The sequence below is a fragment of the Streptomyces sp. PA03-6a genome, assembly GCF_033792765.1.
In the GTDB taxonomy this organism is placed as follows: Bacteria; Actinomycetota; Actinomycetes; order Streptomycetales; family Streptomycetaceae; genus Actinacidiphila.
Genome location: NZ_JARAVK010000037.1, coordinates 26,415 through 49,614, shown reverse-complemented (window position 1 = coordinate 49,614; position 23,200 = coordinate 26,415). Strand labels below are relative to the sequence as shown.

Here is a 23,200-nt window from a genome sequence, read left to right as displayed (position 1 = left end):
CAGCCCGCCCACCCGACGAAGCCGCCGACGGAGCTCAGGTTGACGATCCGTCCGGAACGCCGGGCCCGCATGACGGGCAGGACGGCACGGGTCACGGTCAGCAGTCCGAAGACGTTGGTGTCGAACACCGCGCGCGCCTCGGCGTCGCTGGTCTCCTCCACCGCGCCGAGCAGGCCCCTGCCCGCGTTGTTGACGAGGACGTCGATGGTGCCGAAGCGCTCGACCGCCGCCTGGACGGCGGCCCGGGCCTGCTCCTCGTCGTTCACGTCGAGCGGTACGGCCAGCAGCCGGTCCGCGTGGGCCGCGAGGGCCTCCTCCACGGCACGGGGGGTACGGGCGGTGGCCACGACGTTGTCGCCCCGCTCGAGGGCCTGCCGGGCGATTTCCAGGCCGAACCCGCGGGATGCGCCGGTGATGAACCACGTCGTCATGGTGATGTGCTCCTCATGATCACTGGGGGTCGTTCTGTCGACGTGTCCCAGCGTGTGCCCGCGGCGAAGGGCGGGCCAGAGAAGGATCAACCGTAGGCGACGGCTTCCTGGGACCGGCAGTACCAGCCAGTTCCGGTCACGGGCGCACGGCGGCGGGGCTCGCCGACCAGGTGGCCAGGAAGCGCAGGGCCTCGTGGGCGGGGGTGCCGGGCTGCGCGGTGTAGACGAAGACGGTCTGGTCCGGGTCGTCGCCCACGACGAGGCTCTGGAAGTCCAGCGTCATGGTGCCGGCCACCGGGTGCCGGAAGGTCTTCTGCCCCGCGGCCCGGGTCCGCACCCGGTGGTCCGACCACCAGCGGCGGAAGTCGGCGTCGGCCTCGGAGAGTTCCTGCACCAGCGCCTTCAGCCGCGGGTCCTGCGGGTCGCGCGCCGCGCCCATGCGGAGGTAGGCGACGCACTCGCGGGCGACGGTCCGCCAGTCCACGTAGAGCTCGCGGAAGGCCGGGTCCAGAAACGCCATGCGCACCAGGTTGCGTTGCGGCTCCGGAACGGCGGCGAAGTCGGCGATCAGCGCCGCGCCCAGCGGGTTCCAGCCCAGGACGTCCAGCCGGTGGCTCAGCAGCAGGGCCGGGTACTCCTGCAGCCCGTCGAGCAGGGTCTGCGTCTGCGGCCGGATGCGCGGCGGCGCGGAGGCGGACGGTTCGGCGCCGGCCGCGGCGACCCGCAGCAGGTAGTCGCGCTCGTCGGGCCGCAGGCGCAGCGCCCGCGCGAGCGACTCCAGCACCGCCGTCGAGACGTGCACCGTACGCCCCTGCTCCAGGCGCACCACGTAGTCCACGCTCACGTTGGCCAGCTGCGCCAGCTCCTCCCGGCGGAGTCCCGGCACCCGGCGGTGCCGCCCGTCGTCCGGCAGGCCCACGTCTCCGGGGTTCACCCGGGAACGGCACGCCCGCAGGAAGTCACCCAGCGTGGTGTTCGAAGCGTTCCGCTGACTCATACGTCGATTATCGACGCTGCGCGTCCATACCGGGATGTCCGCCGGCCGCAGGCCTGCGTGCGGAGTCCCGGGCGGGTCCAGTCTCAGGCCGTGTCCGCGCGGCCCCGGCGAACAGCACCGCGACGTCCTCCCGCCCGGAGCGCCCGGCGACGGCTCGGACCCGGTCCGGCGCCCGACCGTGACGGCGCAGCCGGTGCCGGAGCGGCACCGGCTGCGCACGGTGGTCAGAAGGTCAGGCTCCAGCGGTCGAGGTAGCCGGGGTCGACGGTGAAGATGCCGGGGGTGTTGTCCGTGACCCGCAGCTTCCAGGTGCCGTTGGCGGGGACCGCCGAGGCGTCCACGGTGTACGTGGCGTGCACCTCGCCCTCGCCGGTGTCCCAGTACCAGGGCTTCACCGGGATCTCCGTACCGTTCTCGGCGACCAGGGTGACGATCTGGCCGCCGACCCACGGGTGGACGAGGTCGATCGTCACCTTGAGGTCGCTGGACGCCTTGCCCTTGCGGCCGGTCACGATCAGCGGCGACTCGATCGTCTTCCAGTTGGGGATGTCGTAGCGGGCGGGGTTGACGAAGAAGCGCCCGCCGGAGGCCAGGACGGGCCAGTCGATTCGCACCGTGCGCTTGGCCTTGTGCTGCGCGGTGTTCTCGACGGTGATGGCCGTCTTGTAGGTGCCGGCCTTCTTCGGCGTGCCGCTGATCAGGCCGGTGCGCGCGTTGATGGACAGGCCCTTGGGCAGCTTGTGCGCGGAGTAGACCAGCCGCCCGGGGCTGGAGCCCACCGCCTCGATCTGACGGGTCATCGGCTGACCGACGGCCACGGGGCGGGTGGAGGGGGTCACGATGGCGATGTGGTTGACGTAGCGGGCGCCGACGTTGACCGCCGCCCAGGCGTTGCCGACGGCCTCGTAGGTGTCGCTGCCCTGCCCGAACAGGTCGGCGGCCGCCTGGAGGGTGGCGCTGCGGGCGCCGGCGTAGTCGGTGCTGCTGGTCATGTAGGTCGTCAGCGCCCGGTACCAGATGTCGGTCGCGTTGTCCCGGCCGATGCCGGCGACCGGCAGGCCGTCGAAGGTGGGGCTGTCGTAGGCGACGCCGTTGATGGTCTTCTTCCCGCTGCCCTCGGAGAGGAGGTAGAAGAAGTGGTTCGCCGGGCCGGAGCTGTGGTGGACGTCCTCCTTCTTGAGCTGCGGCGTCCAGTAGTCCAGCGACGTGCCCTTGACGGGGTCGGCGTCCTTGGACGGCTGGTCCATGTAGCGCAGCGGCTTGCCGGTGCCGCGGACGTCGGCGAGTTCGCCCATCATGTAGTCGGGGACGTCGGCGGGGTTGTCGGCGGCGAACTCCACGGCCGTGGCCATGATGTCGCTGGTCGCCTCGTTGAGGCCGCCGGACTCCCCGATGTAGGTGAGGTTGGCGGTGGCGAAGGTGACGCCGTGCGTCATCTCATGGGCGGCGATGTCGAGTTCGGTGAGCGGGTGCTCGTTGCCGCGGCCGTCGCCGTACGTCATGCAGAAGCAGCCGTCGTCCCAGAAGGCGTTGGCGTACGAGTCGCCGTAGTGGACGCGGGAGAACGCCCCGACACCGTTGTCGGCGATGCCGTTGCGGCCGAAGCGCCCCTTGTAGAAGTCCCAGGTCTCGCGCTGGCCGTAGGCGGCGTCCACGGCGGCGGTCTGGCGGTCGGCGACCGTCCCGTCGCCCCAGACGTCGTCGTCGTCGGTGAGCAGGTTGCCGATCCCGCCGACGCCGGTCAGGTCGTACGTCTTGTGCCCGCCTCGCTCGGTGTCGGTCAGCTCGTAGACGCCGCCATTGTTCACGGTGCCGATCTGCACCTGCCCGCTGTACTGGCTGTTGCCGGTGCCCGAGCGGATCTCCTCGACGCTCTGGAGCTCCTTGCCGGTCGCGGCGTCGGTGACGACGTTCAGCCGGCTCGGGGTCCCGTCCTGCTGGGTGCCGGTGACGGAGGACTGCCAGGCGAGCGTGGGCTTGCCGTCGCCGAGGAAGACGACCAGACGAGGGGCGCCGTCCGCCGCCGGGTCCTGGGTCCGCTCGCTCTTGGCGGCGGAGAGGGCGGACTTCTTCGCCTTCGCGGCGCTGACGGCGGCCTTCGTCGTCGGCACCGTGACCCGGGCCGGCGACGCCTTGCTGACGGTGCGTGCGCCCGCCCGCTCGTGGACCACCAGGTCGCCGCCGACGACCGGGAGCCCGGCGTAGGTGCGCTCGTAACGGGTGTGCACCGTGCCGTCGGCGTCCTTGATGACGTCCTTGGGTATCAGCGCTTCCTTGTCGCCCAGTTGGAGGGCGCGGGCGGTGGTGCTGCGCCCGTCGGACGCGGCCTTGAGCAGCTGCTTGCGCTGCGCGGCGGAAAGGGCGACGGAGCGCGCCCCGGGCCGGGACTCCGCGACGATCTTGCGCGGTGCCGTCCCGTCGCCCTCGGGCACGGCGGCGGCGCCGGTGGCCGGGAGGAGGGGGGTCAGCAGAGCGGCCAGGGTCACGGCGGCGGTCGCCGCGACGCGGCCGCGTGCTCCGCGCGCACGGCGGGTGGGAGAGGGATTCGGCGGTGAACTGGCGCCCGTGACAGCGGGATGGTTCGTCACTCGTGGAGCTCCTTGTGCCCGGCCGCGTGAACGGCCGTTGGGGACGGGAACATTGGAGGCCCTTGATGCCTCCGCGAGGTGACGTGCGAGTGATGCCCGCACGACCTGGGGGATCGTTTCAGCATGTTCGTCCACTGTCATCACTGCGGAGATCATTGTCCGAAAGTCGGTCAGCCACTCATCGTGGGAGCGGTCCCACGGCGAGCCGACCACGTGCGGATTTACGGTGCGGCAACAGTGAAGTGACGAAGCCGAGCGATCAGTTTCAGCCACGGTGGCGGACACGCCACACCGCCCGGATGATGCGGATCTGCGGACCTTTTCCCTGATCAATGCGGGGCCGGTGGGGCCGTCGGCGGCGTCGGGCGGCTCAACTCGGCGGTGCCGCCGAAAATTTCGAGCCAGCTCCCCGCGGGCCGCGGGGCGGGGCCGCTACTCCTCCTCGGCGGCCGGGACGGCGTATCCGGGCACGGACGGCCAGCGGACGGTCAGCACCGTCGAGTCCTCCTCCGCCACCCACGAGTGGTCCACGCCCTTGCCCCAGACGACGTAGTCCCCCTGACGCGCCAGCACCACGGACCGCCCGGGGAAGTCGACCCGGAACCGCCCGCTGACGAGGACCTGCAGCGCCGTCCGCTCCTCGCCGCGCACCCACTCCCCGCGCTCGTCCCCCGCCGGATGGACGCCCCACTTGATCTCCACGGCGTCACTGTGCCGGGGGTCGCCCGCCTCCTTGAAGTGCCCCAGCAGCCACCCCTTGTCGAGCGGCGCGTCCTCACCGGCATTGCCCACGTAAACGCTGTCGTCCATGGCCGGGACGCTAACACCGCGGCGCGACCGTCCCCGGCGCCCGGCGGCGTGCGTGCCTCAGTCCGCCTCGCGGGGTTCGCCCATCGCCATCTCGGCCGTCACGGCCCACCGTTCGTGGCCCCGCCAGGCGCCGTCCAGGTACTGGAAGCGCGGGGAGTACCCCTCGCGCTCGAAGCCCAGCCGCTCCACCAGCCTGATCGACGCCACGTTCGCGGGCTGGATGTTGGCCTCCAGCCGGTGCAGGCCGAGGTCGCCGAAGGCGTACGCCATCACCAACCGCAGCCCCTCCGTCATGTAGCCGCGACCCGCGGTCGACGCGTACGCGACGTAGCCGAGGGCACCACTCTGAATGGTGCCCCTGACGATGTCGTTGATGTTGACCCCGCCGACGATGGCGCCGGTCCCGGGGAGGCAGATCACGAATCCCTCGTGCGTCGGGTGGTCGAAGCGCCCGACCCAGGCACCGAAGGACTCGGGCGTGTGCTCCCACGCGGGCACCCAGGGCGCGTGCAGTGCGGCGCTCTCCCGGGAGAGCGCGCCGATCTCTTCGTGGTCCCGTGCGGTGATCCGCCGGATGGCAACCCGGGGGCCGTGCGTGAGGAAGGTGTCGTCAGCCATCGCGCGATCGTAGTGCCGCCGGCCCCCGTGGTACCGCTTCCCGACGAACGGCGTTCACCCGCGGGCCATCTGTGCGTGGACGCCCGCGGTGCGCGCCGGAGGGCCGGCCGGCCGCCGGTCTGCCGCTGTCGTCGTCGCCGTTTCCGGGGGAAACACCCTCACGTTCAGAGCGATTCGCCGGGCCGCAGGTACCGGTAGCCGTGGTCGGTCCGTTCCGCGAGCCAGCCGTTGACGCTACTGAGGCCGCGCTCGTTGATCTGGCCGTCGTGGATCCCGAACGCCCGGCGCGGTGCGACCGCGTTGACGAAGCCGATCGCCTCGGTCGTCTTCAGCCAGGAGGCCTGGAGCGGAACCATGAGCGTCTCGATCGGCTGCCCGGGCACGTGCAGGGCGTCACCGGGGTGGTAGACGGCGTCGTCGATGACGTAACCGAGGTTGGCGCAGGCGGGCCGGCCCGCGTGGACGGGCGCGTGACGGCCGCCGACCGCGCGCACGCGGAAACCCGCGGCGGTGAACTCCGCACCGGGGCTGACCCGGATCGCCTCCAGCCGGGGGACGTCCGCGTCGGCGGGGGCGTGGACCGGTACGCCGAGCCCGGCCAGGCGCAGGACGTCGACGTGGTCGATGTGCTCGTGCGTCACGAGTACGGCGTCCGCCCCGGTCAGCGCGGCCGGCTCGCTCCACGTCCCGGGGTCGACGACGAGTACGCGCCCCTCGTGCTCGATGCGCACGCAAGCGTGGGTGTACTTGGTGATCCGCATGGCCCGAACGTAGCGGAGCCCGGACGGCCGTGTGGTTGGATCGCACCGCACCGCATCCGAGCACCCGCCGGGAGGGCACGATGGGGACCCGCGCCGTTCTCTTCGCCTTGGACGAAACCGACTCCGCACGCATTCTGGCCTGCGAGGACGACGACGCGCTGGCCGCGGTCGTCGAGGAGATCGAGGAGCGCTGGGACAGCGACCACCTGTGCGAACTCGACTCGTCATGGGACGCGTTGCACCGGTGCTTCACGGACGGTGACCTGAGCTTCGACAACGGCGAATTCCCCCTGTCGCACGTCATCCTCGGCGGGGTACCGCTCCACGAAGAGGACGACTACATCGTCTGCCACGTCACCGCGGACCAGGTTCGAGGGGTCGCGGCGGCCCTGGAGCCGCTGGACGCCGCGTGGCTGCGCGAGCGCTTCGCCACGCTCACCTTCGAGGCCTACCAGGGCACCGGCGACGCGGAGGACCTGGCCTACACCGAGGCGTTCCTGCCCGGGCTGAAGGACTTCTACCGGGCGGCGGCACGGGAGGGCCGTGCCGTGATCTTCACCGTCGACCAGTAGGCGTCGAGGAGCGGGCGGGGCGGGCTGGGCGACCGGTGCGCCGGGCCCCCTCGGCCAGGCGCCGCGCGGCGGTCCGCGCGCCGTCCGTGCGGACGGTGCCGGCGACGGACCGGGCCCGGTCGGCCACCTCCGGGGCGAGGGCGGCGCGAAGCGCCGTGCGCAGCGGCTCCGCTGCGGGGGCGCCGGCGGGAGGGGCGCTGCCGATGCCGAGCCGGGCGACGCGGCCCGCAAAGTAGAACTGGTCGAACATCTGCGGGAGGACGACCTGCGGTGTCCCCGCGGCCGTCGCCGCGGTGGTCGTGCCGGCGCCGCCGTGGTGCATCACCGCGGCGACGCGCGGGAAGAGCGCCCGCTGGTTCACCTCGCCGATCGTCAGGCAGTCGGGACCGTCGTCCACGGGCGCCAGATCGGCCCAGCCCCGGGACACGATGACGCGTCGTCCGAGCGCGCGGGCGGTGCCGATCACCGTGCCGGCGACGCCGTCCGGTGCGCGCACGCTGCCGAAGCCGCAGTAGACGGGTGGCTCCCCGGAGTCCAGGAACGCCTCCACCTCGGGGGACAGCGGCCGGTCGTCCGGGAGCAGCCAGGCGCCCGTCTGGAGCACGTCGAGTGCTGCGGACGGCTGGGGCCAGGGGGCCAGCACCGGATCCGCGGCGAGCCACGGGGAGGCGGTGAAGATGTGGGCGCGCACGTCCTCGGCCGGCGGCAGTCCGGCGGCGGCGCGGCGGGCGTTGAGGGGGCCGGCCCACAGGGCGTTCCAGCGTGCGGCGTCCTCGGCCCAGAGCGCGCGGTGGTCGGCGTTCCCGGCCGCGGGTTGCTGCCCGAGCATGCCGAAGACGGGCGGTGCGTGCCGCTCGGAGGGCAGGGTGACGGGGGCGAACGCCGCGTACACGTAGCCGATGCCCCGCTGTTCGGCCACCGAGCGGGCGGCGACGGCCAGGGCCCCGCCCGCCACGACGGCGTCGCAGCCCTCGGCGGCCGCGCCCACGGCCTCGAACTGCGTGGCGACCGTGCCCTCGATCATCAGGCGCCGTTGCTCCGGCGTCGGAACGGCTCCGGCACTCTGCTTCGCGGTCCCGCGCAGTTCGGGTCCGACGGGCACGTACGTGATTCCCAGGGATCCTGCCCACTCACGGAAATCGGGAGGCGCGCACACCACCACCTCATGCCCCATGGCCTTCAATTCCACCGCCAGCGCGACCAGTGGCTGGACTTCGCCGCGCGTCCCGATCGTGGACAACAGAAAACGCATCTCGCTCCCGTCCTGCGCCATTCCCCGGCGCGTGAGGAGCGATTTTCGCCCCCTGTGGGGGCCTTGCGGCAAGACCACCCGTGCGCTATACGGTGGAAACGCGGGAAGGGGACGCCATGCGTGCCGGATTTCATCGGGTCCCTCCCGCACGGCGGATTGCGCCGCACCTTCCCGGCGACCTCGGAACCCATCGCGACCACGTGCTCGCCATCCCTGCCTGAAACGTTCTCATCTCACGGTCCGCACCCGCCGCGGAGGTCCGGCACAGGCCGTGGCACGCCTGCTCCTGACGGCGGCGCAGGCCTCCCCCACCACACCCGTCGAGGTTCGCGGCCGCCGGGACCTTGCCCCCACCCGGGACCTCGCTGTAGCCTCCGCGGAGATTGAAACGGTTCAATGCAAACGGTTCGATCAGCAGCGCGTTGCATCTCGGCACTGATCACTCCGGGATGAAAGGCACCTCCACCTCTCACTCCGGGGAGCTACGGAACCATGCACGACGACAGCAACCGCCCCGAGGCCGGCGGGGTTTCCCGTCGCAGCCTCCTCATCGCCACCGCCGTCGCGGGAACCGCGGCGGCCCTGGCCCCCGCACTGCCCGCTGCCGCCGCCGAGGCGCGGACCGGGACGGCGGGCGCGGGCGGCGCGGCGGGCGCGTTCGCCGCGCCGGGGAGCGCGGTGCGGCCGAAGTTCCGCTGGTGGTGGCCGGACGGGCTGGTTGACCCCGACGAGATCAGACGCGAGGTCGACCAGATCGCCGACGCCGGGTTCGGCGGCGCCGAGATCGCCGCCGTCCACCACAGCGTGAAGGACACCTCCGTCCTGGACACCGAGCACCACGGCTGGGGCAGCCCCGCCTGGGTCGCCGGCGTCCACGCGGCCCTGGACCAGGCCCGCCGCAGGGGCGTCACCATCGACCTCACCATCGGCCCCAGCTGGCCCGCGGCCGTCCCCGGGATCACCCCCGACAGCGATGCCGCGGTGCAGGAACTCGCCCTCGGCGCCGTCACCGTGGCCGCCGGAACGGCCTACTCGGGCCCCGTGCCGGCCCCCGCCGCGGCCCCCGCGTCCGGGGTCACCCGGCAGCGGCTGCTGGGCCTGCTGGCCACCCGGATCGCCCCCGAGAACGCCACCCGCAAGGAGACCGGCCTGGACCGCGCGAGCGTCCAGGACCTCACCGAGCACGTCGCCGACGGCGCCGTGGACTGGACCGCGCCCGGCGGGGGCGACTGGGTGCTCACCGCCTTCTGGCAGCGCGGCACCGGGCAGACCCCCGAGGGCGGTCCGCACACCTCGCCCACCGCGTACGTCGTGGACCACTTCAGCGCGGCCGGCACCGCCGCCGTCACCGGTTTCTGGGAGCGCAACCTGCTCACGAAGGAGATCAGGGGCCTCCTCAAGAGCGCCGGCGGCGTCCTGTTCGAGGACTCCCTGGAGATCGAGACCAAGGCGCTGCCCTGGACCCCCGGGCTGCCCGCCGCCTTCGAGGAGCGCAACGGCTACCCGCTGCTGCCCGTCCTGCCGGTCATCGCGATGAGCGGCGGCAACCAGGTCTACGCCTACGACGCCGTCGCGACCCGCCAGATACGGCACGACTTCTGGGACACCGTCAGCGACCTGTACAACACCCACCACCTCACGGCGCTGCGCGGCTGGGCGCACTCGCTGGGCCTGGGGATGCGCGCGCAGCCGTACGGCCTGCAGACCGACGCCATCCGGTCCGCCGCGCTGCTGGACATCCCCGAGGGCGAGTCGCTGGGCTTCAAGAACCTCGACGACTACCGCTGCCTGGCCGGCGGCCGGGACATGGCGGGCCACACGGTGCTGTCCTGCGAGGCAGGCGCCTACACCGGCTCCGCGTACAGCACCACGTGGGAGAAGTTCCTGCGCACCATGGGCGGCGCGTACGCGGCCGGCGTCAACCAGACCGTCGTGCACGGCTTCTCGTACGCCACGCTGCCCGGGGTGAAGTGGCCCGGCTACGCGGCCTTCACCCCGTACAACGGCACCGTCGGCTACGGCGAGTCCTGGGGCCCGCGGCACCCGACCTGGCGGCACGTCACCGATGTGTCCGGGTACCTGTCCCGGGTGCACCACGCCATGCAGCGCGGCACCTCCCGGATCGACGTCGCCGTCTTCCGGCAGACCGGCTACACCGCGACGGGCATCGGCGCGTCCTGGTTCACCTCGACGGGCGTGCCGCTCGGCTGGACCCACCAGTTCCTCAGCGGGCCCCTGCTGGACCTTCCGTCGGCGAAGGTCCGCGACGGCCGGCTGGCCCCCGACGGCCCCGCCTACCGGGCGCTGTTCGTCGAGGGCGACTTCTTCTCCGGCTCGGCGGTCACCCTCACCCTCCCGGACGCGCGCCACCTGCTGCGCCTGACACGGGCCGGGCTGCCGGTCGTCCTGCTCGGCGACTGGACGACGGTCACGACGCCCGGCGTGGAGGACGACTCCACCCTGCAGCAACTCCGCGCGCTCGTCACCGAGTTGCTGGCTCAGCCGCGGGTCCGGCAGGTCACCGACAAGACGGCGGTGGGTCAGGCCCTCACGGACCTCGGTCTGGTGCCCGACGTGAGCTACGCCGTGCCCTCGACGCTGCTCACGATGCACCGCTTCGACGAGGGCGTCGACTGGTTCTACCTCGTCAACGGCAAGCACGCCGAGACCGTGAAGCCCCCCGTCGCCGCGATCGACCACGCCGTCACGGTACGCCGCACCCGCTCGGGCGCGGTGCCGTACCTGCTGGACCCGTGGACGGGCGAGGCCCGGCCGCTGGCCCTGTACGCGCAGGACGGCGACCTGTTCACCTTCCGGGTGGCGCTGCAGCCGGCCGAGTCGATGGTCGTGGCCTTCGCGCCGCCGGGACGGTTCCACGGCAAGCCCGGCCGTACCCACGCCGTCACCACGGACGCGGACGACGTGCGCTTCGACGACGGCCGGCTCGTCCTGCGCGCCCGCGCCGCCGGCACCTACACCACGACGCTGTCGCGCGGGGGGTCGGTCGGCACCGTCGTCGGGGAGGTGCCCGCGCCCCGGGAGCTCACCTCCTGGACCCTGGACGCGGAGGACTGGCGTCCCGGCGCGGACCCGGACCGCACCACCGTCGTCCGGCACCGGATCGCCCTCGCCGCCCTGGCGCCGTGGAACGCCATCCCGGAACTCACGGACGCCGCCGGCATCGGCCGCTACCGCGCCACCGTCGAACTCGACCGGTCCTGGAGCGGCGACCTCGGCGCCCTGCTCGACCTCGGCGAGGTCACCGACACCTTCCGGGTCAGCGTCAACGGGCGGCCGACACCGGTCACCAGCCACATCAACCCCGTGGTGGACCTCGGCGGGCTGCTCCGCCGCGGCAGCAACACGATCGAGGTCGAGGTGGCCACGCCGCTGCTCAACCGGCTGCGCGTCAGCGACCCGTCCGTGTACGGCGGTGCCGCCTCGCAGCGCACCGGGCTCGTCGGGCCGGTGCGGCTGGTCCCCTACGCCCAGGCCGTGGTGGGCCGGGACTGACGGGTCCCGGTCCCGTCCCCGGGGTTCCCTGCCGGCCGCCGCACGACCGGCAGGGCACCCTGGGCACCTGGTTCAATGGCCGCGGAGGTGAGGGACCATGGTGTCCACCGACCGGCTGCTCGCGTTCGCGGCGATGTCCCTGCTCGTCATCGTCATCCCCGGGCCCAGCGTGCTCTTCGTCATCGGCCGCGCCCTGGCGCACGGCCGCCGCACCGCCCTCGCGTCGGTGCTGGGCAACTTCATCGGCTCGTACCTGCTGGTGGTGGCCGTGGCGTTCGGCCTGGGCTCGCTGATCGAGCGGTCCCTGACGCTCTTCCTGGTGGTGAAACTGGCCGGCGCCGCCTACCTCGTCTTCCTCGGCGTGAAGGCGTTCCGGCACCGCCGGGAGCTGACGGTCGGCGCGATGGACGCCCCCGACCGGGCGGCCCGCGGCAACCTGCGGACCGTCGCGGACGGCCTCGCGGTCGGGGTCACCAACCCCAAGGGCATCGTCTTCTTCGCCGCCGTGCTCCCCCAGTTCGTGGACCACTCCGCCGGGTCGTTGCCCGCGCAGATGCTGCTCCTCGGCCTCGTCCCCATCGGCATCGGCCTCGTCAGCGACACCCTGTGGGGCCTGACCGCCTCCGCCGCCCGCGTCTGGCTGGGCCGCTCCGACCGCCGCCTGTCCGCGATCGGCGGCGCCGGCGGGCTGGCGATGATCGGCCTCGGCGTGACCGTGGCCGCGACCGGGCGCGCGGACTGACGGGCCGGTACCCGGCCCGTTCAGACGTGAGCCCTGATCTGCCGGACGGGGTGGCCGAGCGCTTCACCGACGGCGGCCAGTTCGTCGTCGCCGAACCAGTCATGGCGGGGGTTCCACACGGCGATCTCGAAGCGCGCGAACCCGCACGGCCAGTCGTAGTGCAGTTCGTCCAGCAACGTGGCACCCCCGCAGTACGGGACGTCGACCGACAGCGTCACGAAGCCTTCGTCCCGGTGCGCGTCCAACACCTCCGACCACCAGGCGGTGTCGACGGGGCCACCGCACAACGGGCACCCGATGGCGACCAGATTGCCGCCGCACTCGACCGGCGTGATGGTGTCGTACCGGCTGACCTCGATCTCGATGTCCGCACCGTCGGGGTCCTCGGGTTCCAACGAGGCGACGAGGGCGACGGCACGCTCTGCCGCATCAGGGTCGGGCTGCCACCGGGGGTCGGTCGGTATGACCGACAGGACGTCATCGTTCACGGCTGTCGCTTCCTGCTTCCGGGCTCACGGGATCCCGCGGGGGACACGTGAACGCTATCGGCCGCCCCTGACACAACCGCGTTGCCCCGGTCCGGCGCCGTGGACCACAATCCGCCCCATGACCTCCGCAATGCGCCACATCACGATCGACTGCGCCGACGCCCACCGTCTGGCGAGCTTCTGGTCCCTCGTCCTGGACCGTCCGCTCCACGAGGACGACAAACCCGGTGACGAGGAAGCCCTGATCGAGGTCGCCGGCGGCCCCGGCATCCTCTTCGTGACCGTTCCGGACCCCAAGACCGTCAAGAACCGCGTGCACCTGGACGTCCAGCCGCAGGACCGCACGCGGGACGAAGAGGTCGAGCGCCTCCTCCTGCTCGGCGCGACGCAGGTCGACGACCGGCGCCGCCCGGACGGCACGGGCTGGGTGGTGCTCGCCGACCCGGAGGGCAACGAGTTCTGCGTGGAGCGCAGCGCGGCGGAACGCGCGGGCTGAGCCGGCCGGCGTTTCGGCCATCATCGCCTCGCGAGGAGTGCCGATACACCAAGGGTCGGTGTACGGCACAAGCGCCGTGCCCCCGACGCGACAACGCCCCCATGACGGCCGAAAGCGGCCCGGTCGTCGGGCCCCTCCTGCTCGTTGGACCCGGTGGAACGGCCCTTGCCCGGCCCGCCCGTCACCCACGAGACAGGAGTGTTCCGTTGGCCTACACGAGCCGGACAGCATGGGACGAGCACTACACCGCGGGGCGGGATTTCCGTGGGCTCACCGCAACGGAACGCGACCTGCTCGCCGAGCACGTTCCGGCCGTGAGCGGGTCGCGCGCGCTGGACGTGGGCTGCGGCACCGGGGAGCTGGCCCTGCACCTTGCGGGGCTCGGGTACGCGGTGGACGGCGTCGACTTCACCGAGAGCGCCCTGCAGAGGGCCGCACAGCGTGCGCACGCCTCGGGGGGCGTGCGGTGGTTGTGCGGCGACGTCGAGCGCGAGGCCCCCGCCGAGCTGGACGAAGCCGGATACGACCTCATCACGCTGCGCCTGGTGCTCGCGTTCCTCCGTGATCGCTCCCGCGTACTGCTTCGTCTCGCGGCCCGCCTCCGCCCCGGGGGTGCCCTGGTGGTGATCACGCCCCTGGCCGCGAACACCCCGCAGGAGCGGAGGAGCATCGCCCTGGACGAGGACGAGATCGGCGTCCTCGTCGAGGGATGGGCCTCGGTGGACCGCTTCGACGCCGAGGGGCTCGCCGTGCTCGTCCTGCGCGATCCGTGCCCGGTGTTCACGGCCGTGGAGAAGGAGGGCGAACCGGACGCGGCGGCGGTCGCCGGTGCGTGCGTGGTCGTCACGGACGGCTGCGGCCGCGTGCTCCTGGGGCGTTCCGCCGAGGGCATGTGGGAACTGCCCGGCGGCCGCGTCGAACCGGGCGAGACCTTCCCGGAGACCGCGGTACGGGAACTGGCCGAGGAGACCGGCCTGTCCTGCGGGACGCAGGACGTCCATCTGGTGGCGATCCTCCACGACGACCGCGGCCGTGTCCGCCGCCTCTCCGCCGTCGTCCGGGCCGTCTCCTGGTCCGGCGAACCCACCGTGCGCGAGCCGGACCGCTTCCTGCGGTGGGAGTGGCACGAGCTGCACGCCCTCGCCGCGCTCGGGCCTGTCTTCGCGCCGTCCGCACAGGCCCTCGCCACCGTATGGCCCGGTGTCGTGCCGGACCAGCCGTCCATGACGACCTATGGGACGGCCGGCCGGCAACCCCCGGTCGAGGGCGAGCCGGCACCGGCGGCGCGGTTGCGCGGGCGCATGGCCGACGACGTGGTCCGTGGCGGCTGGGCCCCCTCGCCCCCGGTCCAGGAGGCCCTCCGGTCCGTGCCGCGGCACAGGTACGTCCCCGAGAGCCCGCCGGCCACCGCGTACGACCACGATCTCGCCGTCGTCACCCGGCGCACGGCGAGCGGGGAGTCCGTCAGCTCCGTCTCCGCGCCGTGGCTGCAGGCCGACATGCTCGAGAAGATGCGTCTGGAGCCGGGCATGACGGTGTTCGAGGCCGGATCCGGGGGGTACAACGCGGAACTCATCGCCCACGTCGTCGGTCCGGCAGGACGGGTCGTCACGGTCGACGTCGACCCGTACGTGGTCCGTCGCACCAGGCGCCTCACCGCGGAGGCAGGGAGCGGCCGCGTCACCGTCGTGCTCGGCGACGGCGGGCACGGGGCGCCGGGTCACGTCCCGCGGGGCGGTTTCGACGCGAGTGTGATCACCTACCGGACCTGGGACGTCTCCCCCGAGTGGGGCCGCCAGCTCGCCGACGGGCGGTATCTCGTCCTGCCCCTGGAGATCCACGGCTACACCCGCGCCATCGCCCTCCGGAAGGAGGGTGAGGTGCTGCGCTCCCGCGGATGGACGTACTGCGGATTCGTCCGCGACCGCGGGGCCGCGGCACGGACCCTTCCGGTGGTCGACCTTGCCGGCGCCGGGCTGCAACTGTGCTTCGGGGACGGCACCGTGCCGGACACGGCCGGCGTCGGGGACACGCTGCGCGGCGGGCGTCACGAGTCGAGGACCGGCGTCACCGTCGCGGCCGAGGAGTCCCTGGAGACGCTTGAGCTGTTCGCGGCCACCACGTTGCCCGGCTTCTGCCGCCTGGTGCGGGGCGGTTCACGGCGTCCAGGGCGCGTGGCCCTTCCCAAGAGCGGGAACGCCGCCGCCGTGGTGGCGGACGGCTCCCTCGCCCACCTCACCTACGTTGAGGTCCCGGGCGGGCCGGAGGTCCGGGGGCGGCGCCTGGAACTCGTCGTCCACGCCTACGGCGCGGCCGGGCCCCTGTCGGCCGAGCGCCTGGTCGCGTGCGTCCGCGCCTGGGACCGGCACGTCCGCGGCACCGGGTATCCGGCCCTGTCCGTCCATCCCGCGGGCACCCCGGACCACGAACTCCCGGCGGGACACGTGATCGACAAGGTCTTCACCCGCCTGGTCCTCCGATGGCCCGGCACCGCCGCGGACGCCTGATCCGGCGTCCTCACCCCGCCACGGCCGCCCGCGCGAAGTGGTCGTGGTCGTCGAGGACTTCGGTGATGACGTGCCGGTTGACCTCGGCGCGGGCCGGGTCGGTGGTGAGGGTGTCGGCGAGCACGAGCAGTGACTTCCACAGGGCCCAGCCGCGGGCGCGGGCCCAGGTGGCGGGGTCCTGGCGGACCGTGCGGCGGAACGCCTCGCGGCCGGCGCCGGAGAACATGGTCCAGGCGATGACCAGGTCGCAGGCGGGGTCGCCGACGCCGGAGGTGCCGAAGTCGATGACGGCGGCGAGTTCGCCGTCGCGGACGAGGAGGTTGCCGGAGGCGATGTCGCCGTGGAACCAGAGGGGTCGGCCGTGCCACTCGGCGGCGAGGGCGGCGTCCCAGACGGCGCGGGCGCGGGCGGTGTCGACGTGGCCGTCGAGGAGGGCCAGGCAGCGGCGGGTCTCATCGTCGTAGTGGGCGGGTGAGGTGCCCCGGTACCAGCTGTGGCGGCCGGCGGCCGGGCCGCCGGTGGGGTCGCAGCCTTGGAGCGCGAGGAGGAACTCGCCGAGGTCCACGGCGAACCGGCTGAGGTCGGCGATGCGTTCGGGGGCGGCGGTCCCGCCGGGCAGCCAGCCGCGTACGGACCAGGGGAAGGGGTAGCCCTCGCCCGGGTCGCCCATGCCGAGCACGGACGGGACGGCGACGGGGAGCGAGGGCGCGAGCCGGGGCAGCCACTCGTTCTCCTTGGCCACCGCGGGGACGTAGCCTTCGGCGGTGGGCAGACGGACCGTCATGGCGTGCCCGAGGCGGTAGGTGCGGTTGTCCCAGCCGTCGGCCTCCACCGGGGTGACGGGCAGGTGGCCCCACTGCGGGAACTGTGCCGCGAGCAGGCGCTTGACCAGTGACGCGTCGATTCCGGCGCGGCCGTCGGGCGGGGTCGTGATCATCCCGCGATGATCACCCGCCGTGTCGGCCCGCGGCAACGGGTTATCGGGGACGTGGGGCGCCGGCGGGCCGGGAGGGGGGTGGCCCGGCCCGCCGGCGGAGCGGAGTGTGGTCCGCTACGGGGTGATGGTCCAGTTCTCGATGTAGCCGGTGTCGAGCGCGACGGCGTCGCGGACGCGGAGCTTCCAGGTGCCGTCGATCGTCTCGGCGGAGGCGTCGACCGTGAAGGTCTGGTCGACGTTGTCGGCGGACCCGCCGGTCTGGTTGAGCAGCGGGTAGGTGCTGCCGCTGGGCCCGAGCAGGTCGACGACGAGGTCGCCGCGCCAGGTGTGGACGATCTTCACGTGGACCTGGGTGACGGCGGAGGCGTGGCCGCCGCGGCCCGTCACGGTGATCGGCGACTCGACGGCGGCGCCGGCGTCGGGGATGTCGACGCGGGTGCCGTTGCCGTAGACGTAGGCGACCGTCCAGGTGAACCCGGTGGAGGCGGTGTCGCCGGTGCTGTCGGTGACGGTGACCGTGACCTCGTGGGTGCCGGTGGAGTCCGGTGTGCCGGAGATCAGGCCGGTGTCCCGGTCGATGCCCACGCCGTCGGGCAGCCCGGTGGCCTCGTACTCCAGGGTGGCGCCGGCGTTGCTGGTGGTCGCCTCGACCTGCAGGGAGACCGTCTGGCCGACGCCGCTGATCTGGTCGCCGGGCGGGATCAGGTCGATGCCGTCGACGATGCGGCGGCCGACGTTGATGGCCGCCCAGGTGTTGGCGACGGTGACGTACGCCGGGCTGTAGGCGCCGAAGAGGTCGGCCGCGGCCTGGAGGGTCGCGGTGCGGGCTCCGGCGTAGTCGGTGGTCGAGGTCATGTACGTGGTCAGTGCCCGGTACCAGATCGCGGCGGCGTTGGCGGCGCCGATGCCGGGGACCGGGACGCCGTCGTAGGTGGGGCTGTCGTAGGCCACGCCGTTGACGGTCTTCGGGCCGCTGCCCTCGGCGAGCAGGTAGAAGAAGTGGTTGGCCGGGCCCGACGAGTAGTGGACGTCGACGCCGCCGAGCGAGGACGACCAGTAGTCGCGCGAGTCGCCGTCCTTGGAGGGCTTGTCCATGTAGCGCAGCGGGGTGCCGTCGCCGTTGATGTCGATCTCTTCGCCGATGAGGTAGTCGGGGGTGTCGGCGGCGAGGTCCGCGTGGAACTCGACCATGGTGCCGAAGATGTCGGAGGTGGCCTCGTTCAGGCCGCCGGACTCACCGCTGTAGTTGAGGTCGGCGGTGGCGCTGGTGACGCCGTGGCTCATCTCGTGCCCGGCCACGTCGATGGCGGTGAGGGGGTGGGTGTTGCCCGAGCCGTCGCCGTAGGTCATGCAGCGGCAGGTGTCGCTCCAGTAGGCGTTGACGTAGTTGCTGCCGTAGTGGGTGCGGCTGTAGCGCCCGTCGCCGTCGTTGTAGATGCCGTTGCGGCCGAAGGTGTCCTGGTAGTAGTCCCAGGTCGCGCCGGCACCGAAGTGCGCGTCCACGCCCGCGGACTGGCGGTTGGCGACGGTGCCGTCGCCCCAGACGTCGTCGGCGTCGGTGAAGAGGGTGCCGGTGCCGGAGGAAGTCGTGTTGTTCAGGTCGGTGGTGTAGTGGCCGCCCCGGGTGCCGTCGCGGAGTTCGTAGGCACCGCCGGCCTCCGTGGTGCCGAGGGGGACGGTGCCGACGAAGGCGCCGGTTCCGGTGCCGGTCTTGACGCCTTCGGAGCGGGAGAGCTCCTTGCCCGTGCGGGCGTCGGTGACGACGTGCAGTTCGCTGGGGGTGCCGTCGGCCTGGGTGGCGGTGACGACGGTCTCCCAGGCCAGTGCCGGCCTGCCGGTCGCGGCCCAGACGACGAGCCGCGGTTCCCCGGCCGTACGGGGGTTTCCGGTACGGGGCGCGGCGGCGAGGGCCTTCTTCCCGGCGGTGGCCGCCGCGACCGCGGGCCGCGTACCGGGCACGGACAGCGTCGCGTCGGTGGCGCGGTCCTGGGTCAGCCGGTTGCCGTCGCGGTGGACGACGAGGTCGCCGCCGAGCACGGGGAGTCCGGCGTAGGTGCGTTCGTACCGTGTGTGCACGGTGCCGTCGGCGTCCTTGACGACGTCCTTGACGACGAGTCTTTCCTGCTGCCCGAGGCGCAGCACCTTGGCGGTCGCGGGCGCCGCGGAGCCGGCCTCGCGGATCAGCGAGGCGCGGGCGGACGGGGACAGGCGCACGGGGAACGCGCCGGTGTGGGGGGATGCGACGATCGTCGTGCTGCCCCGTCCCTGGCCGGTGGCGAGCGCCGGGCCTGAGGGAAGGGCCGCGCCGAGCAGTGCGGCGGCGGCGGTCAGGGCGACGGCGGTCGCCCTGGCGTGACGGGGCAGGGTGCGTAAGTGGGACAAGGAGTTCTCCTCCTGCGGCGGTCGGCTGACGGTGGCCGTGCGGACCCGCCGGCGGAGTGGGCCGGGCGGGGCGGAGCTCGCAGTGCGGGATGACGCCGTCCGTGTGCGGGTGCGGACACAGCGTGACATCGGGATGACATCATTGTCATGGCGGCAACAAATCTTGTCCGAAATCGATCAGCGTTCCGCCCGCTCCCCGGACAGCGGCGGGCGCGGGCCCCGGTGGCGGGCCGGTGGCCACCGGCCCGCCACGGACGGGACGCCCCTCAGGTCGCCGTGGCGGCCGCCGCCGCACGCCCGGCCTGACGGCCGGAGAAGAGGCAGCCGCCGAGGAACGTGCCCTCCAGGGAGCGGTAACCGTGGACGCCGCCACCGCCAAAGCCGGCGACCTCACCGGCGGCGTACAGACCCGGCACCGGCTCCCCGGCCGCGTCCAGGACCCGGCCGGACAGGTCGGTCTGCAGACCCCCGAGCGTCTTGCGGGTGAGGATGTTCAGCCGTACCGCGATCAGCGGTCCCGCGGCCGGGTCCGTGATCTTGTGGGCCGTGGCGGTGCGGCTGAGGAAGTCGCCGGGGTAGGCCAGGGCGTTGCGGATCCCCATCACCTGGGCGTCCTTGGTGTACGGGTTGTCGATCTCGCGGTCGCGGGCGTCGATCTGCCGCTTGAGGTCGGCCAGGTCGATGAGGTCCTCCCCGGTCAGCCTGTTCATCCCGGCGACGAGCCCGGACAGCGAGGAGGAGACCACGAAGTCGACGCCGTTCTTCTTGAACCGCTCGATGGGCTCCGGGGTCTGCCACAGACGGGAGAGGGTGAGGGGGATGTCCTTGTTGGTGAGGTCCGGGTTCTGCTCCGAGCCGGAGAGGGCGAACTCCTTCGCCAGGATCTTCTGGGTGGTCACGAACCAGGAGTAGTCGTACCCGGTACCCGTGATCGTCTTGAGCGTGCCGAGGGTGTCGTACCCGGGCAGGTCCGGGGCGGAGAAGCGCCTGCCGGTGGCGTCCAGCCACAGCGAGGAGGGGCCGGGGAGGATGCGGATGCCGTGCTTGGCCCAGATCGGGGCGTAGTTCTGCAGACCTTCGGTGTAGTGCCACATGCGGTCCGGGTTGACGATCCGCCCGCCGGCCCGCTCGGTGATGGCGAGCATCCGCCCGTCCACGTGTTCCGGCACCCCGGAGATCATGTTCTTCGGCGGTGCGCCGAGCCGGGCCGGCCAGTTCTGGCGCACCAGGTCGTGGTTGGCGCCGATGCCGCCCGAGGTCACGATCACGACCGGGGCGCGAAGCTCGAAGTCTCCGACGGCGGTGCGCGAACTGCGGGTGCCCCGGGGGGCGTTGCTCGGCTCCAGGAGGGCTCCGCGGACCCCGGTGACGACGCCGCCGGTGCGTACGAGCTCGTCGACGCGGTGCCGGAACCTGAAGCTCACCAGCCCCCTGGCGACCGCGGCGCGTACGCGCTTCTCGAAGGGCTCGACGACGGCCGGGCCGGTCCCCCAGGTGACGTGGAAGCGGGGCACCGAGTTGCCGTGGCCGTCCGCGAGGCCGCCGCCGCGCTCGGCCCAGCCGACGATCGGGAACCAGCGCACGCCCTGCTGGTGGAGCCAGGACCGCTTCTCCCCCGCGGCGAAGTCCACGTAGGCCTCGGCCCACTTGTAGGCCCAGTGGTCCTGGCCGTGTGGGTCGGTGACGTCACGGTCGAAACCGGCCGCGCCCTGCCAGTCCTGCCACGCCAGGTCGCGGGAGTCCTTGATGCCCATCAGCCGCTGCTCGGCGGAGTCGACGAGGAACAGCCCGCCGAAGGACCAGAACGCCTGGCCGCCCAGATTGGTCTCCGGTTCCTGGTCGAGCAGGAGCACCTTGCGTCCCTTGTCGGCCAGTTCCGCGGTCGCGACCAGGCCCGCCAGACCGTGGCCGATGACGATCACGTCCGCGTCCTGGGAGGCGGCCGCGTGGGCCGGGGCCGCCTGCGCCAGGGCGGTCGCCCCGGCGAGCACACCTCCCGCCGCCGTCAGGACGCGGCGCCGGCTGGGCATGGCGGGGTCTGTCTCTGTCTCCATGGCGTGCCTTCCGGAGGGTGCGGGGGGATGCGCGAAGGGTGTTGCCCGGATGACCTTGCTGTTACCTTCGGTAGCCGACAGGTAATCAGGTGGTCATGACAATGCGGTAGTGGCCGGCCGCCAATGCGCCCGCACCCGGTTGTCGCCCGGCCACAGCGTTCGCTCGCGGAAGGGGCGAGGCTCTTGACGGTCACCCACCAGCCCGAGCCCGTCGCCGGGATCCTGCGGGACATGGCCGGCGACCCGGACGTACGGGGCCAGCTCGTGCACGCCGCGCGCACCCACTCCCCCGACGTCGCCCGGCTCGGCGAGGCGGAGACCCGGCGGCACGTCACCGCCATCGTCGCCGCGGCCGGACCGTGGCTCGGCACCTTCGGGCGCGTGGACGGCCAGGACTTCGCCGCCGCCCTGCTGCTCGGCACCGACCGGGCCGAACAGGGCGTCCCCATCACCTCGGTGCTCCACGGCGTCCAGGCGGCCCTCACCCGCACGGTGGAGATCACCGTCGACCGCAGCAGGTCGGCCGGAGTGCCCGACGGCATGCTGCTCTCGGCGGTCCTGCGGCTCAAGGAGTACGGCGACGCCGTCGAACGCCACGTGATCAACGGCTACCGCACGGCCGAGCAGGAACTGCCGCCCGCCTCCGACGGCCTGCGGGCGCGGGTGCTGCGCCGGCTCCTGACGGGCGGCACCCCGCCGCCGGCAGCGGACCTGGCGCGGGCCGGGCTCCGGCCCGGCGGCACGTACCACTGCCTCGTCGCGGACGGCCTCGACGCCGCCGGCGCCCGCCGCCTCACGGACCGGATCACCGCGCTGCGCGGGATCGCCGGACGGGTCGAGGGCCGGCCGGCGGGCCTGCTCCCCCGGATGCCCGCGCGCGGGGAACTGGGGCCGGAGGCGGCCGGCGTGCTCGTCGTCCTCTCCCCCGCCGTTCCGCCGGACGAGCTGCCGCCCGTCCACCGGCTGTGCGTCCGCGCGCTGACCGCCGGCGGCCGGCGCGGACGGCGCGGGGTGCGGGAGCTGACGGACCTCGCCGGTGAGATCGCCACCGGGGAGCACCCGCTGCTGGGCTCGTTCCTGGCCGGCAGGCTCCTGGGCGCCCTGGATCCTTCGGACGCCTTCCACCGCCAACTGGCCCTCACCGCGCTGGCGTTCCTGGACCACGGACGACGTCTGGACCAGACGGCGGCCGCACTGTTCACCCACCCCAACACCGTGCGCTACCGGCTCGGCCGGCTCCGGCAGATCACCGGCGAGCCGCCCGCGGACGCCACGTCCGGGCCGCTGGACGCCCTCCACTGGTGGTGGGCCCTGACGACGTGGCTGGGGCCGGACCGGGAAGCCCCCTTCACGGACTAGCCGGGGGCGGCCCCTCCGCAGGGTCGGCAGGCCGCTTCCGGCGGCGCGTCAGCAGGTGCCGCGTCGCCGCCTCGCCGGCGAGGATGCCGAGCAGCCCGGCGAGCGAGATCCACGGCGGGGCCGGCGACATGACGCCCATGAGCCAGTACAGGACACCGGCCAGGGCCCCCACGGAGAAGGAAATGAGGCACCGCGAGAGCAGGGACCTCACGCGAGCCACTCCGGCACGGAGGAGCCGATCAGGATGCCGGCCAGGCCGACGAGACAGATGAACGGCGGCGCGGGGGACGGGACCCTGAGGAGGCCGTACATGATGCCGACGACCAGGCCCGCTCCGAAGGACGCGGCGTAGCCCACGCCGACCCCCCTTTCCTTTTTTACCGATATGAGAATTTACGTCCCTTTCTAGCAGCACGGATGGCGCCCGGTCGTGCAGCGCGGCGTCAGGTGACCCCGTCAGGACGGCGCGGCCACCGGCGCGTGCCGCCGACGCCTCGGCGCCCGCCGGGCTCGCAACGGTGCGCCGCGCCCTGGGTCCGGCCGGCAACTTCCGCACGTGGGGGCGGGATTGACGACCCCAAACCCGTACGGTCGCGATGCGGACGTGGGAAAGATCACCTCGCACGCCCTGCCCCCGTCCCCGGGTTTGGGGCCAGGATGCGACCGCCCCCACCGGGGCAGTCCGAACCGTCG

The 23,200-nt window shown here is 73.0% G+C and carries 19 protein-coding genes; 6 read left to right on the top strand and 13 right to left on the bottom strand.

The annotated features are described in order from the left end of the window. The 6 genes from PV350_RS12195 to PV350_RS12170 form a co-directional block, all read right to left on the bottom strand. Nucleotides 1–431 (bottom strand): SDR family NAD(P)-dependent oxidoreductase (locus PV350_RS12195; RefSeq protein ID WP_500333680.1); only part of this gene is annotated, 431 nt, incomplete at its 3' end. 136 nt (nt 432–567) lie between these two features. Further along, nucleotides 568–1,428, bottom strand: coding sequence for a helix-turn-helix transcriptional regulator (locus PV350_RS12190; RefSeq protein ID WP_499515819.1), 861 nt, complete (start codon nt 1,426–1,428; stop codon nt 568–570). A gap of 224 nt (nt 1,429–1,652) precedes the next feature. After that, nucleotides 1,653–4,016, bottom strand: coding sequence for a M4 family metallopeptidase (locus PV350_RS12185; protein ID WP_500333678.1), 2,364 nt, complete (start codon nt 4,014–4,016; stop codon nt 1,653–1,655). A 432-nt stretch (nt 4,017–4,448) separates the two neighbouring features. Then, nucleotides 4,449–4,826 (bottom strand): cupin domain-containing protein, encoded by a 378-nt coding sequence (locus PV350_RS12180; RefSeq protein WP_499515817.1) that lies wholly within the window; start codon nt 4,824–4,826, stop codon nt 4,449–4,451. Between the two features lie 57 nt (nt 4,827–4,883). Then, on the bottom strand, nt 4,884–5,444 hold the full coding sequence (locus PV350_RS12175) for a GNAT family N-acetyltransferase (RefSeq protein ID WP_499515816.1): 561 nt from the start codon (nt 5,442–5,444) through the stop codon (nt 4,884–4,886). A gap of 164 nt (nt 5,445–5,608) precedes the next feature. Continuing rightward, the gene (locus tag PV350_RS12170; RefSeq protein WP_500333676.1) at nt 5,609–6,205 is read right to left on the bottom strand and encodes an MBL fold metallo-hydrolase; all 597 of its coding nucleotides are present in this window, start codon (nt 6,203–6,205) and stop codon (nt 5,609–5,611) included. 80 nt (nt 6,206–6,285) lie between these two features. Here PV350_RS12170 and PV350_RS12165 point away from each other — a divergent pair, with 80 nt between their 5' ends. Beyond that, a complete protein-coding gene (locus tag PV350_RS12165; RefSeq protein WP_499515814.1) occupies nt 6,286–6,777 on the top strand; it encodes a YfbM family protein in 492 nt (163 codons plus the stop codon). Here the strand turns inward: PV350_RS12165 and PV350_RS12160 are convergent. Then, complete coding sequence (locus tag PV350_RS12160) at nt 6,761–8,029, bottom strand: glycosyltransferase (protein ID WP_500333674.1); 1,269 nt, start codon at nt 8,027–8,029, stop codon at nt 6,761–6,763. The genes PV350_RS12165 and PV350_RS12160 overlap by 17 nt on opposite strands. Before the next feature lie 492 nt (nt 8,030–8,521). Here PV350_RS12160 and PV350_RS12155 point away from each other — a divergent pair, with 492 nt between their 5' ends. Both PV350_RS12155 and PV350_RS12150 read left to right on the top strand, forming a co-directional pair. Further along, on the top strand, nt 8,522–11,542 hold the full coding sequence (locus PV350_RS12155; RefSeq protein ID WP_500333672.1) for a glycosyl hydrolase: 3,021 nt from the start codon (nt 8,522–8,524) through the stop codon (nt 11,540–11,542). Nucleotides 11,543–11,639: 97 nt separating this feature from the next. Then, the gene (locus tag PV350_RS12150; protein WP_499515811.1) at nt 11,640–12,284 is read left to right on the top strand and encodes a LysE family translocator; all 645 of its coding nucleotides are present in this window, start codon (nt 11,640–11,642) and stop codon (nt 12,282–12,284) included. A gap of 20 nt (nt 12,285–12,304) precedes the next feature. Here PV350_RS12150 and PV350_RS12145 read toward each other — a convergent pair whose 3' ends face one another. Continuing rightward, entirely contained in the window at nt 12,305–12,772 is a 468-nt protein-coding gene (locus tag PV350_RS12145; RefSeq protein ID WP_500333669.1) for a hypothetical protein, read from the bottom strand. 118 nt (nt 12,773–12,890) lie between these two features. Here PV350_RS12145 and PV350_RS12140 point away from each other — a divergent pair, with 118 nt between their 5' ends. Together PV350_RS12140 and fxlM are read left to right on the top strand one after the other, a co-directional pair. After that, a complete protein-coding gene (locus tag PV350_RS12140; protein WP_499515809.1) occupies nt 12,891–13,268 on the top strand; it encodes a VOC family protein in 378 nt (125 codons plus the stop codon). A gap of 206 nt (nt 13,269–13,474) precedes the next feature. Then, nucleotides 13,475–15,775, top strand: a complete 2,301-nt coding sequence (fxlM, locus tag PV350_RS12135; protein WP_499515808.1) for a methyltransferase, FxLD system — start codon at nt 13,475–13,477, stop codon at nt 15,773–15,775. Nucleotides 15,776–15,785: 10 nt separating this feature from the next. Here the strand turns inward: fxlM and PV350_RS12130 are convergent, their stop codons facing one another. The 3 genes from PV350_RS12130 to PV350_RS12120 all read right to left on the bottom strand — a co-directional run bounded on the left by PV350_RS12130 (nt 15,786) and on the right by PV350_RS12120 (nt 21,148). After that, entirely contained in the window at nt 15,786–16,712 is a 927-nt protein-coding gene (locus tag PV350_RS12130; protein ID WP_500333667.1) for an aminoglycoside phosphotransferase family protein, read from the bottom strand. Nucleotides 16,713–16,826: 114 nt separating this feature from the next. Beyond that, the gene (locus tag PV350_RS12125; protein ID WP_500333665.1) at nt 16,827–19,094 is read right to left on the bottom strand and encodes a M4 family metallopeptidase; all 2,268 of its coding nucleotides are present in this window, start codon (nt 19,092–19,094) and stop codon (nt 16,827–16,829) included. Nucleotides 19,095–19,360: 266 nt separating this feature from the next. After that, the gene (locus tag PV350_RS12120) at nt 19,361–21,148 is read right to left on the bottom strand and encodes an FAD-binding dehydrogenase (RefSeq protein WP_500333663.1); all 1,788 of its coding nucleotides are present in this window, start codon (nt 21,146–21,148) and stop codon (nt 19,361–19,363) included. Between the two features lie 183 nt (nt 21,149–21,331). On the opposite strand from PV350_RS12120, the gene PV350_RS12115 reads away from it, so the two are divergent. After that, nucleotides 21,332–22,507, top strand: a complete 1,176-nt coding sequence (locus PV350_RS12115; protein WP_499515804.1) for a helix-turn-helix domain-containing protein — start codon at nt 21,332–21,334, stop codon at nt 22,505–22,507. On the opposite strand, the gene PV350_RS12110 is transcribed toward PV350_RS12115, so the two are convergent. Both PV350_RS12110 and PV350_RS12105 read right to left on the bottom strand, forming a co-directional pair. Beyond that, entirely contained in the window at nt 22,497–22,718 is a 222-nt protein-coding gene (locus tag PV350_RS12110; RefSeq protein WP_499515803.1) for a DUF1427 family protein, read from the bottom strand. The two genes, PV350_RS12115 and PV350_RS12110, sit on opposite strands and share 11 nt — an antisense overlap. Next, complete coding sequence (locus PV350_RS12105) at nt 22,715–22,864, bottom strand: DUF1427 family protein (RefSeq protein ID WP_499515802.1); 150 nt, start codon at nt 22,862–22,864, stop codon at nt 22,715–22,717. The genes PV350_RS12110 and PV350_RS12105 overlap by 4 nt, the downstream gene beginning before the upstream one ends. Between the last annotated feature and the right edge of the window lie 336 nt (nt 22,865–23,200).